15 protein-coding genes and 1 pseudogene are annotated in these 12,802 nt (G+C 53.1%); 8 read left to right on the top strand and 8 right to left on the bottom strand.

Features of this window, described 5'->3' with window-relative positions; translation table 11 throughout:
- The first annotated feature begins 10 nt into the window (after positions 1 to 10).
- The 5 genes from BLO43_RS01240 (at position 11) to BLO43_RS01220 (ending at position 3,359) form a co-directional block, all read left to right on the top strand.
- Positions 11 to 463 (top strand): carboxymuconolactone decarboxylase family protein, encoded by a 453-nt coding sequence (locus BLO43_RS01240; protein WP_090905268.1) that lies wholly within the window; start codon positions 11 to 13, stop codon positions 461 to 463.
- Positions 464 to 465: 2 nt separating this feature from the next.
- The gene (locus BLO43_RS01235) at positions 466 to 1,065 is read left to right on the top strand and encodes a cytochrome P460 family protein (RefSeq protein WP_254773262.1); all 600 of its coding nucleotides are present in this window, start codon (positions 466 to 468) and stop codon (positions 1,063 to 1,065) included.
- 270 nt (positions 1,066 to 1,335) lie between these two features.
- The gene (locus BLO43_RS01230) at positions 1,336 to 1,752 is read left to right on the top strand and encodes a cupin domain-containing protein (RefSeq protein WP_090905266.1); all 417 of its coding nucleotides are present in this window, start codon (positions 1,336 to 1,338) and stop codon (positions 1,750 to 1,752) included.
- A 29-nt stretch (positions 1,753 to 1,781) separates the two neighbouring features.
- Positions 1,782 to 2,417 carry a hypothetical protein gene (locus tag BLO43_RS01225; protein WP_139149207.1) on the top strand — a complete coding sequence of 212 codons (636 nt, stop codon included), beginning with the start codon at positions 1,782 to 1,784 and terminating at the stop codon, positions 2,415 to 2,417.
- Between the two features lie 186 nt (positions 2,418 to 2,603).
- The gene (locus tag BLO43_RS01220; RefSeq protein WP_090905262.1) at positions 2,604 to 3,359 is read left to right on the top strand and encodes an SDR family oxidoreductase; all 756 of its coding nucleotides are present in this window, start codon (positions 2,604 to 2,606) and stop codon (positions 3,357 to 3,359) included.
- Positions 3,360 to 3,412: 53 nt separating this feature from the next.
- Here BLO43_RS01220 and BLO43_RS01215 read toward each other — a convergent pair whose 3' ends face one another.
- From BLO43_RS01215 to BLO43_RS01200, 4 genes are all read right to left on the bottom strand, one after another.
- Positions 3,413 to 4,699, bottom strand: coding sequence for an arsenic transporter (locus tag BLO43_RS01215; protein WP_090905259.1), 1,287 nt, complete (start codon positions 4,697 to 4,699; stop codon positions 3,413 to 3,415).
- Positions 4,700 to 4,855: 156 nt separating this feature from the next.
- Positions 4,856 to 5,353 (bottom strand): arsenate reductase ArsC, encoded by a 498-nt coding sequence (locus BLO43_RS01210; protein WP_090905258.1) that lies wholly within the window; start codon positions 5,351 to 5,353, stop codon positions 4,856 to 4,858.
- A 5-nt stretch (positions 5,354 to 5,358) separates the two neighbouring features.
- The gene (locus BLO43_RS01205) at positions 5,359 to 5,835 is read right to left on the bottom strand and encodes an ArsI/CadI family heavy metal resistance metalloenzyme (protein ID WP_090905257.1); all 477 of its coding nucleotides are present in this window, start codon (positions 5,833 to 5,835) and stop codon (positions 5,359 to 5,361) included.
- Positions 5,832 to 6,206, bottom strand: coding sequence for an ArsR/SmtB family transcription factor (locus tag BLO43_RS01200; RefSeq protein ID WP_074632116.1), 375 nt, complete (start codon positions 6,204 to 6,206; stop codon positions 5,832 to 5,834). The genes BLO43_RS01205 and BLO43_RS01200 overlap by 4 nt, the downstream gene beginning before the upstream one ends.
- 218 nt (positions 6,207 to 6,424) lie before the next feature.
- On the opposite strand from BLO43_RS01200, the gene BLO43_RS01195 reads away from it, so the two are divergent.
- Positions 6,425 to 7,711 (top strand): esterase-like activity of phytase family protein, encoded by a 1,287-nt coding sequence (locus tag BLO43_RS01195; protein ID WP_090905252.1) that lies wholly within the window; start codon positions 6,425 to 6,427, stop codon positions 7,709 to 7,711.
- 28 nt (positions 7,712 to 7,739) lie between these two features.
- Here the strand turns inward: BLO43_RS01195 and BLO43_RS01190 are convergent, their stop codons facing one another.
- From BLO43_RS01190 to BLO43_RS01180, 3 genes are read right to left on the bottom strand one after another with little or no spacing between them, the layout of a single operon-like run.
- Positions 7,740 to 8,774: an NAD(P)H-quinone oxidoreductase gene (locus tag BLO43_RS01190; protein WP_254773261.1), complete on the bottom strand. Its 1,035-nt coding sequence runs from the start codon at positions 8,772 to 8,774 to the stop codon at positions 7,740 to 7,742.
- 19 nt (positions 8,775 to 8,793) lie between these two features.
- Positions 8,794 to 9,408, bottom strand: a complete 615-nt coding sequence (locus tag BLO43_RS16625; RefSeq protein ID WP_175443811.1) for a hypothetical protein — start codon at positions 9,406 to 9,408, stop codon at positions 8,794 to 8,796.
- Between the two features lie 57 nt (positions 9,409 to 9,465).
- On the bottom strand, positions 9,466 to 9,885 hold the full coding sequence (locus tag BLO43_RS01180; RefSeq protein WP_090905250.1) for a hypothetical protein: 420 nt from the start codon (positions 9,883 to 9,885) through the stop codon (positions 9,466 to 9,468).
- Between the two features lie 221 nt (positions 9,886 to 10,106).
- On the opposite strand from BLO43_RS01180, the pseudogene BLO43_RS16970 reads away from it, so the two are divergent.
- Positions 10,107 to 10,225, top strand: a pseudogene (locus BLO43_RS16970) (IS3 family transposase); the annotation flags it as partial.
- A 60-nt stretch (positions 10,226 to 10,285) separates the two neighbouring features.
- On the opposite strand, the gene BLO43_RS01175 reads toward BLO43_RS16970, so the two are convergent.
- The gene (locus BLO43_RS01175; protein WP_090905822.1) at positions 10,286 to 11,473 is read right to left on the bottom strand and encodes a glycerol-3-phosphate dehydrogenase/oxidase; all 1,188 of its coding nucleotides are present in this window, start codon (positions 11,471 to 11,473) and stop codon (positions 10,286 to 10,288) included.
- Between the two features lie 316 nt (positions 11,474 to 11,789).
- On the opposite strand from BLO43_RS01175, the gene BLO43_RS01170 reads away from it, so the two are divergent.
- On the top strand, positions 11,790 to 12,707 hold the full coding sequence (locus tag BLO43_RS01170; RefSeq protein ID WP_090905248.1) for a DUF6279 family lipoprotein: 918 nt from the start codon (positions 11,790 to 11,792) through the stop codon (positions 12,705 to 12,707).
- The last annotated feature ends 95 nt before the right edge of the window (positions 12,708 to 12,802 follow it).

Genomic DNA, 12,802 nt, shown 5'->3' with positions numbered 1-12,802 from the left:
AGGAGATGCCATGTCAGAAAGAATCAATCTTGGTAAGTCCGCTCCAGCCCTCTACCAGGCAGTCATGGGCCTTGAGAAGCTGTCGGTTGAGGCCGTTGCTTCCGCAGGCATCCCGGTTGGTTTTGCACATCTATTGCGCCTTCGTGCATCCCAACTCAACCAGTGCGCATTCTGTGTGAGGATGCATACTCGAGATGCCTTATCCAGTGGCGAGTCAAGCGATCGCATAAGCGTCTTGCCAGCTTGGCGGGAAGCTGGGTATTTCACAGAAAAGGAACGTTCCTCATTGGCACTGGTAGAAGCAATAACACTGATCTCTGACGGGCAAGTGCCAGATGCCATCTATGAGCAAGCAGCAGCCAATCTGTCAAAGGATGAAATATCGGCTGTCGAGTGGCTTTCGATAGTCATCAATGCCTGGAATCGCGTTGCCACTTCCAGCCGTTATCCTGTGAAGGCGTAAGCATGGCTAACCTTCTAACAGGCAAAATGGAAAAATATACGATGAACTATTTTTTAGCTGTATTCCTGGGCTTGACCGGAGTTCTATTTACCTATCAATCCAAGGCAAGTGATGTTGCAACCAAAACCTATGCAACTTATGTCGATAAAACCGGCGAAATCAGCGTGCCTGAAAACTACAGACCGTATTGGAGTCATTTAGGCTCATGGGTGGTTAATGATGCCAAGGCGCCCGGCTACGGTTTCCACGATGTTTACACACAGCCGGAGGTAGTCAAGGCGTTTCTTGAAACCGGCCAATTTCCCGATGGCACAGTTTTAATCAAGGAAATCCGCAAGATCAACTCACGTACGTTGACCACTGGACCGGCGCTATGGGCAGGCGATACAGATGTCTGGTTTGTGATGATCAAGGATACAAAAGGTCGTTTCAAAGGCAATGCCAACTGGGGGGAAGGCTGGGGATGGGCGCTGTTTGAAGCCAAAAACCGGAAAATCAACACGTCTAAAGGTTATCTGGAAAGCTGTCTTCCCTGCCATGTGCCGGCAAAACAAACCGACTGGGTATATATCGAAGGGTACCCCACCCTCAAACCACAATAAACATAATGGAAAGTCATTTTGTCCAAAAATGCCTGGATAATTGCCATAAAGGTAGCAAAAACCTTCGGTTATGGGAGTCTTATCTTGCCGAGAGAGGCTGGGGCTCGGTAAGGGAGGACGACAACCCGGATCGCACCTGAGAGTACTTTTCCCATGATCAGGCCCGATTAATGAATATGCCTTCTGATCCGCGGATTAAATAAATGGGGATGGGGGGCATCATGTGGTGGACTTGTATCCACTAATTTTTATCAACGAAAGGAGAAAACCATGTTTACTAGATTTCTCTGCGGAGTTGCCTTCGCAGCACTTTCCGTAAGTGCAGCTTCAGCCGATAGCTTGCCCAGTGATAAGTCCAAAGTAACAGTCGTCTTTGATCACGTTCTTCCGAATGTGCCCGGCAAGAGCATGAAAGGCGTGCTTGTCGAATATCAGCCGGGTGGCTCCTCGCCCGCACATACCCATCCAAAGTCGGCTTTCATCTATGCAACAGTGCTGGAGGGGGAAATTCGTAGCAAAGTCAATGACGGACCGGAAAAGGTTTATCGCGCCGGCGAGAACTTCGCCGAATTACCTGGCGATCATCATGGCGTCAGCGCAAATAATAGTAAGACTCAGCCCGCACGCCTGCTGGCCGTCTTCGTCGTCGATACCAACGAAAAAAACATCGTCAAGAACGACAAATAGTGAGACGAAAAATCGCACATTAGATCGCGATGAATTCAACGCCATTCGATCCTCGCGCAACACAAATGTGTGAATCCGGTACAGGCGTTTCTTTCCGGGAAACCATGGCTGGCAGCTTCACTTTAGGTGTAACTGAGCCACGCATCGGGGCGCGGGCAACTATCCTATTGACGATGCACGCAACCATTCACATTGAAGACATTAAGATCTTCCTCGCCGACCCCCAGCACAAGGCTGGTCTCACTGGACACATTGACTTCCCTCCGTTTGGTCTAGCGATTCCAGCCGAGTCCGGCGTATTCAGCCTTTTTATGCCTAGCGGCGACCCGATGTTGACATACATGGTATATGAACTGGGATTTCGACATGGCGGTAAATCCTACTATCTGGCTGGTAAAAAACGGGTACGGCTGGGTGGATTCTGGAAGCTGTGGGGGGAGACGACCACATTGTATAGCACGCTGCACGAAGGTATCGATTCCACGGGGCCGGTGGTTGGTGCAGGAATTTTGCACCTTGGTATGATCGAATTGATGAAGATGCTCACCACTGTCCACGCCACCAATGCGGCTACCAAGCGCGAGTCAGCGGGCGCTTTATGGCAATTCCTTAAATTCTTCGTGGCTAAGCTGATCCATACCTACGTTCTACAGCAATCGGATTGAGTTTTCCAGAGCTTCCATGACTATGGATAAAGAGCCACCCAAATTTAAAACAGCGAAGTGGAATGGGTGCCTGTTCAGCCACCAAGGCTTTAGCAGAGTTCTACGGGATAACCATGATTTTATCCACTGCAACCTTAACGGAACATACTAGCCCTGACTTACGGGCGACGAAATAAGGAGTTAAACATGAAGATCATAGTAATTGGCGGAAGCGGGCTCATTGGAACAAAGCTCGTGAACAAGCTTCGTCAGCACGGCCATGAGGTGGTAGCGGCGTCACCCTCCTCGGGCGTCAACACCATCACTGGCGAGGGACTGGCTGAAGCTCTTGCAGGCGCTCAGGTGGTCGTCGACGTTGCGAACTCGCCTTCATTCGAGGACAAGGCTGTTCTGGAATTCTTCGAGACGTCAGGTCGTAACCTTCTGGCCGCGGAAGCGACCGCTGGGGTGGGACATCACGTTGCACTGTCGGTCGTCGGCACCGACCGCCTTCTCGAGAATGGTTATTTCCGCGCGAAGATGGCCCAGGAAAAGCTGATCAAGGCATCCAAGATTCCCTACACGATCGTCCGCTCGACGCAGTTCTTTGAGTTCTTGGGTGGCATCGTCGCTGAGGCGGAAACGGATGGACAAACGGTTCGCCTGTCACCCGCTCTTGTGCAGCCCATCGCCTCGGATGACGTGGCTGCAGCGATGGCTGACGCCACGTTGGGAGCGCCGGTCAACGGCACCGTCGAGGTGGCGGGTCCCGAGCGGGTACCTCTTGCCGAACTTGCCCAGCGATTCTTGAGTGCAAAGCGAGATGCACGCAAGGTAATCGCAGACGTCCACTCACGTTACTTCGGTGCGGAGTTGAATGATCAATCCCTCGTCCCCGGCAATAACGCGCGCATCGGCCCGACGAGTTTTGAGGCATGGCTCCAGTCCAACCCCCAAAAGTAAATGCTTATTTGATACTTCTCTATATCTCCCTCATGGTTTGCATGCTCACGTCTTCATTGCTCAGACAAACGTAATGCCAGCGCCGCCAGTGTAACAAGCAATACCGGCGTGGTAAGTATTATCCCCACCTTCAAATAATAGCCCCAGGTAATCCTCATACCCTTGCGTGCCAGAACATGAAGCCATAGCAGAGTTGCCAATGAACCGATAGGCGTGATCTTGGGGCCCAGGTCGCAGCCAATCACATTGGCGTAGATCATTGCGTCTTTGACCGCACCTGTTGCATTTGTGGCATCAATGGCAAGCGCTCCCACCAGCACCGTTGGCATATTGTTCATGACTGAGGACAATAGCGCCACAAGGACGCCCGTTCCGAACGCGGCTCCCCATATCCCTCCTTGTGCAAAGTAATCGAGTAGTCTGGTAAGATGGTCGGTAAGCCCCTCATTGCGCAGCCCATAAACAACGAGGTACATGCCGAGCGAGAAGATTACGATCTGCCAGGGGGCCTCCCGAAGCACCTTGCGGGTACTGATGACATGCCCATGCGCAGCCACGATATACAGAAGTACGGCCCCGGCAGCGGCCACTGCGCTGATAGGTATCCCAAGCGGTTCGAGGCCAAAAAATCCGACCAGCAACAGCACGAGCACCACCCAACCGGTGCGGAATGTAGTTCTATCCCGAATGGCATCATTTGGCCGTTTAAGCTGATTCATGTCATAGCGTGTCGGAATACTTTTACGAAAATAGAGCAATAACACCGCCAGAGCGGTGGTGATGGCAGCGATATTCACCGGAATCATGATGGCGGCGTACGCCTTGAAACCGATCTTGAAAAAATCGGCTGATACAATATTGACCAGGTTGGAAACGACGAAGGGGAGGCTGGCAACATCGGCGATGAAGCCTGCCGCCATTACGAACGCGAGAGTCGTTCCCGGATTGAATCCCAACGCCAGGAGCATCGCCATTACGATAGGCGTGAGGATCAGGGCCGCGCCATCATTGGCAAATAAGGCAGCAACTGACGCTCCGAGCAAGACAATCAAGGCAAATAGCATCCTGCCATGTCCACCGCCCAACCGTGCCACATGCAGGGCCGCCCATTCGAAAAAACCGGCTTCATCCAGCAGCAGACTGATGATGATAACGGCGATGAAGGTAGCCGTTGCATTCCAGACAATCTGCCAGACTGTTAGAATATCGGCGAGATGGACCACGCCGGATAGCAGCGCCACCGAGGCCCCGAGCGTAGCGCTCCAGCCGATTCCGAGCCCGCGCGGTTGCCAGATCACCAGAATAATGGTGACAAGAAAAATCAGTAAGGCGACAAGCATGTCATTCTCCCTTTAAACGGGTCAACCGCTCACGGTGACTAGCAGGCTTTAGCAGCTGAGTCTGAAACAGAACGGGCTAAACGGTGTGTCGGGGAGTCCGGGGGGTGGAGTTTGCCAGAAGCGATATTCAGTAATATTTCAGGATTCGACGCTACCTCATTGTGTTTCACCGATCGCTTGCAGCTCCTGCCGCATAGCCATGCGGGTAACCGCGCCGGGGTCGAGATTTACAAGAAGGTTAATGCGCCGCTGTAGCACCGAGAAGGCGTGGAGAAAGGCGGCCCGCTTGGCATCACTATCACCAACTCCTCCCGCCGGATCTTCCACGCCCCAGTGTGCCGTAACAGGTTGCCCAGGCCAGACTGGACACACTTCCCCTGCGGCCTGGTCGCAGACCGTAATGATGATGTCCATTTTCGGCGCCTCGGGCTTGGCAAATTCATCCCATGCCTTGCTCCTGAGTCCTTCGGTTGGAAGGTGATTTTTCTCCAGAAGCTCAAGCGCATAGGGATTTACCTTGCCCGTTGGAAAACTTCCAGCACTGTAGGCGTGGAACCGGCCTTGTCCGGACGCATTGAGATAAGTTTCGGCAAGAATGCTTCGTGCAGAATTGCCAGTACACAGAAACAAAACGTTGAGGGGGCGAATGGTCATGATCTTTAGCAGCAGCTTGCGCGCTTCGGGCTGGCGTTAATTGAATTGGACCTGGGGGTGCAACATGCGGCCCGTTCAGCGACAGGTTCTGCGGCTTTGGGCATATCCATCCCATAAATCTCGACCGCGCCGAGCGTATGATAGGTTTCCCAGGCAATACCCTGCGGGTCGGTGATCCAATATTTATCCGAACGCGCATAACAGCATTCCGAGAGTGGCTGATCAAGCGCGGCAATCTCCGCATTGGCTACTTTCTGGCGCAATTCGTTCAGCTCCTCATCTGAATCGACTTGAAACCCCAAATGGTCCAGCCCGGTTTTTGCGCTACGGTTCGAGATAGCAAAATTAATCCGCGGATCCTCGATCATCCATTTTGCGTAATCAGGTTTTGCTACCGTAGGAGGCACTCCGAATACTGCGGAGTAAAAGCGGATGTTGGCTTCAAGATCATCAACGGCAATGTGAGCGTGAAAACGTTTCATGATTGGCTCCTTGTAGATTTAGGGTTGGATTGCGGCGGACAGCATCCTCCAAGAGCGGTTTCAACCACGGTAAGGCACTCCTGCGGCATACCCTGACAACAATTCTGGGTGAGAAAGGTCATGATTGCAGCCATACGCTCGAAATTGGCCGTGTAGTAGATAAACCGGCCTTCCTGGCGCGATGAAATCAGCCCTGCGTGATAGAGCTCCTTCAAGTGAAACGATAGCGTGGCGGGCGCGACTTTCACCTCTTCACCGATCTGCCCCACAGGAATTCCTTCTGGTCCTATCTGTACCAGGAGGCGAAATATTGAAAGGCGCGTTTCCTGGGCTAGCGCGGCAAGGGCAATGACTGCTTCTTTCGTTTCCATAGTTCTATAATCATCGAATTATTAGGAAAAGTCAAGTAAGCGGCCCTCAGTTCTTTAATTATCTTTCTGAATGAAGGTGCAACGGGCGGTATCTGGTCAGACAGCTCGCTCCCCGCTGCCTGGACGGTTTGATCTGGAACATGGCTTCCATCATATAACTGACATCTGGAGGGTCTAAAATACTTGTTCGGTCTCAATCTGAAACAAGGATTTCCGCAATGGATTTCATTCGAAAAACGTGTGCCATCGTATTTGCCGCCAGCTTATTTGCCATCAGTGTCGCCTCAGTCCATGCAGTCGATTTCTCAGTAAATTCCAGACTGAGTTATCTGGGTCAACAAATCATCCCTACCGGGACAACCTTCAATGGCACCACCGTGGGTGGTCTCTCCTCCCTGGATTACAATCATGGCACGGGTCGATACCTTGCCATCAGCGATGACCGCAGCAATATCAATCCGGCCCGTTTTTATGAATTGAGCCTGGATCTTGAGAAGTTTCGGCGCTCATCCGCTCCCGGCCAGGACGGCGTAAGCTTCAATACGGTTACCACCATTCAGAAAGCGGGTGGCGGCGCCTTCGCCGCCAACACGGTGGACCCCGAGGGCTTACGCTTCGATCCCGCCCGCAACAGAATCTACTGGAGCAATGAAGGCCAGCGTAGCGGGGCTGGGTTTCAGAATCCTACTGTACGCGAAATGAACATGGATGGCAGTCAGGTGCGCGATTTTGCCGTACCCCATCGCTATCATCCTTCCGGCTCTGCTGCCGGACTTGCCGCAGGTGACAAGGGCGTTCACAACAACCTGGGCTTCGAGAATCTGGCTATTTCAAAAGACGGCAACACCTTGTATACCGCCACCGAGAATGGTCTGACCCAAGACAGCTTGCCGGCATCCATTTCCAGCGGCTCCCGCTCGCGCATCCTGTCCTTCGACATTGCAACAGGACAATCAAAGGCCGAGTATATTTATGATGTGTCGCCGGTCGCCATCGCGCCCGTTCCGGCAGGGCTGTTTGCCACCAACGGTCTGACCGATTTTATCGTGGTTGGCGATCGCCAGTTCATTACGATGGAGCGCTCCTTTGCAGTGGGTGCCCAGACGCCTGGCACACCGGTCACCGGCAATACTATTCGCCTGTTCTACGCCGATGCGCGGAACGCCACCGATGTTTCCGGCTTGGAATCGATTTCCGGTCAAAACATCAATGCCGTGACCAAAACTCTGCTGCTTGACCTATCCGACCTGAAGCATGACGACGGCACTCCGCTGGCGCTCGACAACATCGAAGGCATTGCCTTCGGCCCGAAAATCAACGGCATGGAAACTCTGATTCTCGTGTCGGACAACAACTTCAACAACGCACAATTTACTCAGTTCGTTGCCTTGCAGATAACCGCGGTACCTGAGCCCGAGACGAATGCCATGCTGCTTGCCGGGCTGGCGCTGGTGAGCATAATTGTCCATCGCGGGCAATCGATGGCTGCTCCATCGAATCCATAGAGAGTATGGGATATTCCTCAGCGTAGTATTACAAACCGCGATCTGTATACTGAGCAGTGGTCAAAACAATTTTGCCAATATGCGTGCCGGATTCCATCAGCGCATGCGCCTTGGCCGCTTCCTCCAACCCGAAGACCTTGAATATCAGGGGCTTTAATTTTCCCTCATTCAGCAAAGGCCAGACCTGGCGTTCCAGTTCTTGCGCAATCAGGGCTTTCTCGGGAACGCTGCGGGATCGCAACGTCGACCCCGTATGCGTAAGACGCTTGATTAGCATGGTCATCAGATTCAACTCCTTCGCAGCGCCATTCTGGACCCCAATTTGTACAATGCGGCCATTCAGCGCAGCCGCCTTGTAATTTCGCGCGACGTAGTCGCCGGCGATAATATCGACGATGACATCGACACCTTTGCCGCCGGTGAATTTTTTCGATTCTTCGACGAAATCCTGTGTGCGGTAATTGATCGCGAGATCGGCGCCCAGCGCCAGACAGGCCTCCCGCTTCTCTTCCGAGCCCACGGTCACCAGCACAGTCGCGCCAAATGCCTTCGACAGCATTGTAGCGGTCGTGCCGATGCCCGAGGAACCGCCATGAATCAACACCGTTTCGCCGCCCTTTAGCCTGCCTCGCTGAAATACATTAGTCCAAACCGTAAAGAAAGTCTCCGGCAAGGCCGCCGCTTCCACCATGCTGAAGCCTTGCGGCACTGGCAGTGCATTGCTTTCATGCACGACGCAGTATTCAGCGTAACCGCCACCCGCGACGAGTGCGCATACCTCTTCATCCAACTTGAAGCGGATCGTTCCATGGCCAAGTGCGGCAACCCTTCCGGCAACTTCAAGCCCCGGGATCTCCGAAACGTCCGGCGGCGGGGGATACAACCCGCGCCGCTGCACAATGTCAGGACGATTGACGCCGGCCGCCTCCACCCTGATCAGGATCTGTCCGGTTGCGGGTTGGGGGATCGGGTGTGAGACAGGCATCAGCACTTCCGGCCCTCCGGGGTGCTGGATATCGATAGCCAGCATGGTGTGTCGACCGAAGGTTGGGAGGAGGACCATCTACAGCAGCCGCTACTTATTATTGGGCAGGCGGCTGCGGAGCCACTTGCTCCCAGCCATTCGGGCAATCCTTGACATACGGGTAATAGCCTTCTAACGCTCTGCAATAATACCAATAGTTGAGTGGTGGCTGCATAGAGCGCTGCATATCGTCTTGTGGCGGCATGTCTTGTCGCTGTATGTATACTGGCGGTGCCGCAGGCACGGTTACCACGGGTGGATACGGGTAATAAGGCGGCCCATAACCATAACCACCATAACCCAGGCTATACCCAAGTCCATACCCTAACCCTAATCCCAGCCCGTATCCGCCAAAACCAAATCCGAGACCATAACCATAACCGCGATAGAAACCTCTTGGGCCGCGATAGTAGCCAAATCCACCCCCACGATAGAAACCGACGCCACCGCCCCGATAATAACCTACGCCTCCACCGAAATGCTCTCCACCCCCATAATGCATCCCTCCGGGATGTCCACCACCACCATGCCCCCAGCCTCCGCCCCCCATGTGCCCGCCACCGCGAAATCCCCCACCTCCGCCTCCGCCCCCACCACCCCGCGCCCATGCAGAAGTGCCAGAAATCAATCCAAACAGGATAAGGACAAGGCACATCCATTTGATCTTTTTCATTCACGCCTCCGGTTCGCACGAATAGTTGAGCTGCTGAGTCAGGTATTTATGGATAAACTACCTCAGCCAGAATCCGCCGACTTTTCCGTCCTTTAGGGCCATGAATACAAGCACATCATCATTGCCGTCCTTGAACTCCAACTTCCAGACGTAAACCTCGAATCCCTGCTGATTCAGCCTGGTCAAGAACGTAGTGGTGTAACCCTGCGTGAGACGAGAGGCGAGGGATTGGTTAATACTACTGAGCATTTCCCGTGTCATCCCAGCTTGAAACGCTTCATCTCCGGGTGCTACGAAATCCGGTAAGAAGTTGGCCCGAATAGCTGAAATCATGCTTTTCATGGTTTTTTCAGCGGGCTGCGGCGCCTCTGCGGGTTGTGGTACCTGCGCAAACGCCGTGGGGGAGGCGATCGCAAGAAAAAGCATAGCGGAGATAATCAGGCGATTTGCGGGGAGTAGTAAAAGAGGCAGACACATGAGACTCTCCATGGAACAAATTTAAAAGAATGAGTATAGGGAATAACGGTTGAACCAGCACTTGGTGGACAAATACTCAGGAGCGATTTACAACATTGTTCCTTTGTTTTATAGATCTTAAAATTCAAAATAGCCAGCCACCATAAGAAATCCCGGCAGTTAACGGACCCGATTTCCGGATAATAATTTGGGATGCAGCCTGCTGTAAAAAAGAGCGGGTGATGAGTGAGATGAAGCGCAAGAATTTTGCAGATGAATTCAAGGCCAATGTGGTACTGGAAGCACTCCGAGGCATCAAGACGGTAAACGAGATTGGCCAGGAGCTGGGGTCCATCCGGCGTAAGTAGATTATGGACGAAGAAACCGCAGGCCGGGGCTTCGCCGCCACGGCTTGATCGATTCAAGTCAACTTCAGATGACGGGTATCTGCAACCATTTCACGCACCGGCAGCACATCTGCCAGATGCGCCATCACCCGCTCGGCGGTCAAGCGATACGTTGTCAGTTTGCCGCCATACACGGTAAGGAGACGGGGGCGATTCCGCCGATCGGATTGCAAAACTGTTTCGCGTAAACGCGCATTGACGGATACCGCACTACTTTCAGTTCCGTCTCCGCTTGAGGGTAAAACACGCAAACCCGCAGTGGCTTCAAGAATGGGTAACCCGGATCGATAGCATGGAAAATAGTGTGAGAGCGTTTCCATCAGATAAGCGGTCTCCTGCGGCAGCGGTCTGACATCCGCCGGGTCACCCTGATAGATGGATTCGGTTGTACCCACCAGTATATTTCCTTGCCAGGGCATCACAAATACCACCCGTTCGTCTTGTGCTTCGACATAATAGATCCCTTGCGTGAGCGTGCCCGGCACCATGATGTGGGTGCCTTGGACCAGTTCGATTTTGAGCTGAGGAGGGGCCGGCGTAATCCGGCTCAATACCTGCCGCACCCACGGTCCGGCTGCATTGACCAGCACCGTCGCCCTGCATGTTTCAATGGTTCCGTTGTGCCGGTACTCGATTGTGTTGTACCGGTCATCAAGATGGGCGCTGGTAAATGTGGCGGGCATTTTCAATTGCGCGCCCATCCGCTGCGCCGAGCGCATGACCGCACGAGTCAGTGCCGCATCATCGGTCTGCGCATCGTTATACTGAAACACGGCTTCAAGGTGAGCCGTGTCCAACCCATCCAGGCGCTTCCATTGGTCTTGCGGTATGCGGCGAAAGCGCGTTGCCGGATGCAAACCACCCAGCACCGCATAAAGACTCAATCCTGCGCGCAATAGCCAGGGACGGCGCGTAGTATCCTGATATACCGGAATGTAAAATGGTTTAAGCTCAATCAGTTGTGGCGCAAGCTCGAGCAACAGGGTGCGTTCGCGTAAGCATTCGCGCACCAGCGAAAATTGCCTGCTTTCCAGATAGCGCAGCCCGCCGTGAATGAGCTTGCTGGAGCGGCTGGAGGTGCCACTTGCGATCCCGGTCTGCTCGAGCACCATCACCGAAAAGCCTCGCGCTGATGCCGCTTGGGCAATACCCGCACCGTGGATGCCGCCACCGATGACGACTACGTCGTAGGTTTCCGTCATTTGCTTGTCAGGAGCGTCCGAATTTCTTGCAAAGCCTACCTGCATCTTTCCGTCAGAGCAAATAAAGCAGAAAATGGATTTCTGCTGGAGTTGACTGTATCGTAGCGCTATCGAAAATATAACCCGAATGTTTCATAAATTTGCGTGATGATCGCACAGGATCTTGTTTTGTAGTAGGATTTTGTGAAAGAGTGGCGTAGTTATTCATACGCTCGACTGAACAAAATTTCGATACGAAACAAAACACCAGCGAGGACGCGCAAATTTATGAAACATTCGGGATAAGATCCAGATTGCCGTGCGGCACATGATAGACATGATTAAATCTTCTTTGAAGTTGCCAATGATCGTGATGCTCGCATTGGTCTTGTCTACCTTTGCGGGATGCAGTGTAATGCGCCTTGGCTACAACCAGGCGGATTATCTGACTTACTGGTGGCTTGACGGGTTTGTGGATTTCAACGATGCGCAAAAACCGCGCACCCGCGAGGCGCTCACACAATGGTTTGCCTGGCATCGGCGTGCGCACTTGCCCGAATACGCCAATCTGCTTGCTCACGCGCAAAATCTCGTAGTGGAAGATATCACCGCCGAGCGTACGTGCGGCTTGTGGACCGAAGTACGCGGCTACATGGACGAGGCATTCGAGCGCGCCACACCGGCAACCGTGGAAATAGCCTCAACGCTGACGCCACAGCAGATGCAGAATATCGAACAGCGATATACCAAGTCCAACAAGGAATTCCAGGACGAAAACCTGCGAGGCGACGCCTCTCAGCGACTCAAGAAATCGATCAAGCGCACGGTTGAACGAGCGGAGTTTTTCTACGGTGACCTCGATAAAACGCAACAAGAACTCATCACCCGGTTGGTAACCCTTTCGCCCTATGACGTCAGTATATGGAATACCGAACGTCAACGGCGCCAGCAGGATTTCATGCAGGTGCTGCGTCAATTGAGGGGGAATGGCTTGAGTCAGGAAAAGGCACAGGCTATGCTGCGCGCTTACGTCGAGCGTATTCACCGCTCACCTAATGATGACTATCGAAAATACACAGAACAATTATCGCGATACAACTGCGCTTTTGTAGCAAACCTCCATAGCACCACAACCGCAGCACAAAGAAAACATGCGGCAAAAAAGTTCAAGGGCTGGGAATCCGATATACGCGCACTTCTATCGCCGGTGCAAACAGCCGGTTTGACCCCAGATAGTCCATTAGGACGCGAGTGATGGCGAGACGGGCTGCGAGGAGTTTTTCCGGTTGGAAGAAAGTCCATAACCTGGCGGCAAAAACGGCCGCAAACTAACTGCCTGTACTTGGGTAG

Source organism: Nitrosospira sp. Nsp13 (assembly GCF_900101945.1).
Taxonomy (GTDB): Bacteria; Pseudomonadota; Gammaproteobacteria; order Burkholderiales; family Nitrosomonadaceae; genus Nitrosospira; species Nitrosospira multiformis_D.
This window is presented reverse-complemented; position numbering and strand designations above follow the sequence as displayed.

Bases quoted from the DNA above. Each gene is read 5' to 3' on its own strand.
- BLO43_RS01240 (WP_090905268.1), top strand. From the start codon at position 11: ATGTCAGAAAGAATCAATCTTGGTAAGTCCGCTCCAGCCCTCTACCAG.
- BLO43_RS01235 (WP_254773262.1), top strand. From the start codon at position 466: ATGGCTAACCTTCTAACAGGCAAAATGGAAAAATATACGATGAACTAT.
- BLO43_RS01230 (WP_090905266.1), top strand. From the start codon at position 1,336: ATGTTTACTAGATTTCTCTGCGGAGTTGCCTTCGCAGCACTTTCCGTA.
- BLO43_RS01225 (WP_139149207.1), top strand. From the start codon at position 1,782: ATGAATTCAACGCCATTCGATCCTCGCGCAACACAAATGTGTGAATCC.
- BLO43_RS01220 (WP_090905262.1), top strand. From the start codon at position 2,604: ATGAAGATCATAGTAATTGGCGGAAGCGGGCTCATTGGAACAAAGCTC.
- BLO43_RS01215 (WP_090905259.1), bottom strand. From the start codon at position 4,699: ATGCTTGTCGCCTTACTGATTTTTCTTGTCACCATTATTCTGGTGATC.
- BLO43_RS01210 (WP_090905258.1), bottom strand. From the start codon at position 5,353: ATGACCATTCGCCCCCTCAACGTTTTGTTTCTGTGTACTGGCAATTCT.
- BLO43_RS01205 (WP_090905257.1), bottom strand. From the start codon at position 5,835: ATGAAACGTTTTCACGCTCACATTGCCGTTGATGATCTTGAAGCCAAC.
- BLO43_RS01200 (WP_074632116.1), bottom strand. From the start codon at position 6,206: ATGGAAACGAAAGAAGCAGTCATTGCCCTTGCCGCGCTAGCCCAGGAA.
- BLO43_RS01195 (WP_090905252.1), top strand. From the start codon at position 6,425: ATGGATTTCATTCGAAAAACGTGTGCCATCGTATTTGCCGCCAGCTTA.
- BLO43_RS01190 (WP_254773261.1), bottom strand. From the start codon at position 8,774: ATGGTCCTCCTCCCAACCTTCGGTCGACACACCATGCTGGCTATCGAT.
- BLO43_RS16625 (WP_175443811.1), bottom strand. From the start codon at position 9,408: ATGAAAAAGATCAAATGGATGTGCCTTGTCCTTATCCTGTTTGGATTG.
- BLO43_RS01180 (WP_090905250.1), bottom strand. From the start codon at position 9,885: ATGTGTCTGCCTCTTTTACTACTCCCCGCAAATCGCCTGATTATCTCC.
- BLO43_RS01175 (WP_090905822.1), bottom strand. From the start codon at position 11,473: ATGACGGAAACCTACGACGTAGTCGTCATCGGTGGCGGCATCCACGGT.
- BLO43_RS01170 (WP_090905248.1), top strand. From the start codon at position 11,790: ATGATTAAATCTTCTTTGAAGTTGCCAATGATCGTGATGCTCGCATTG.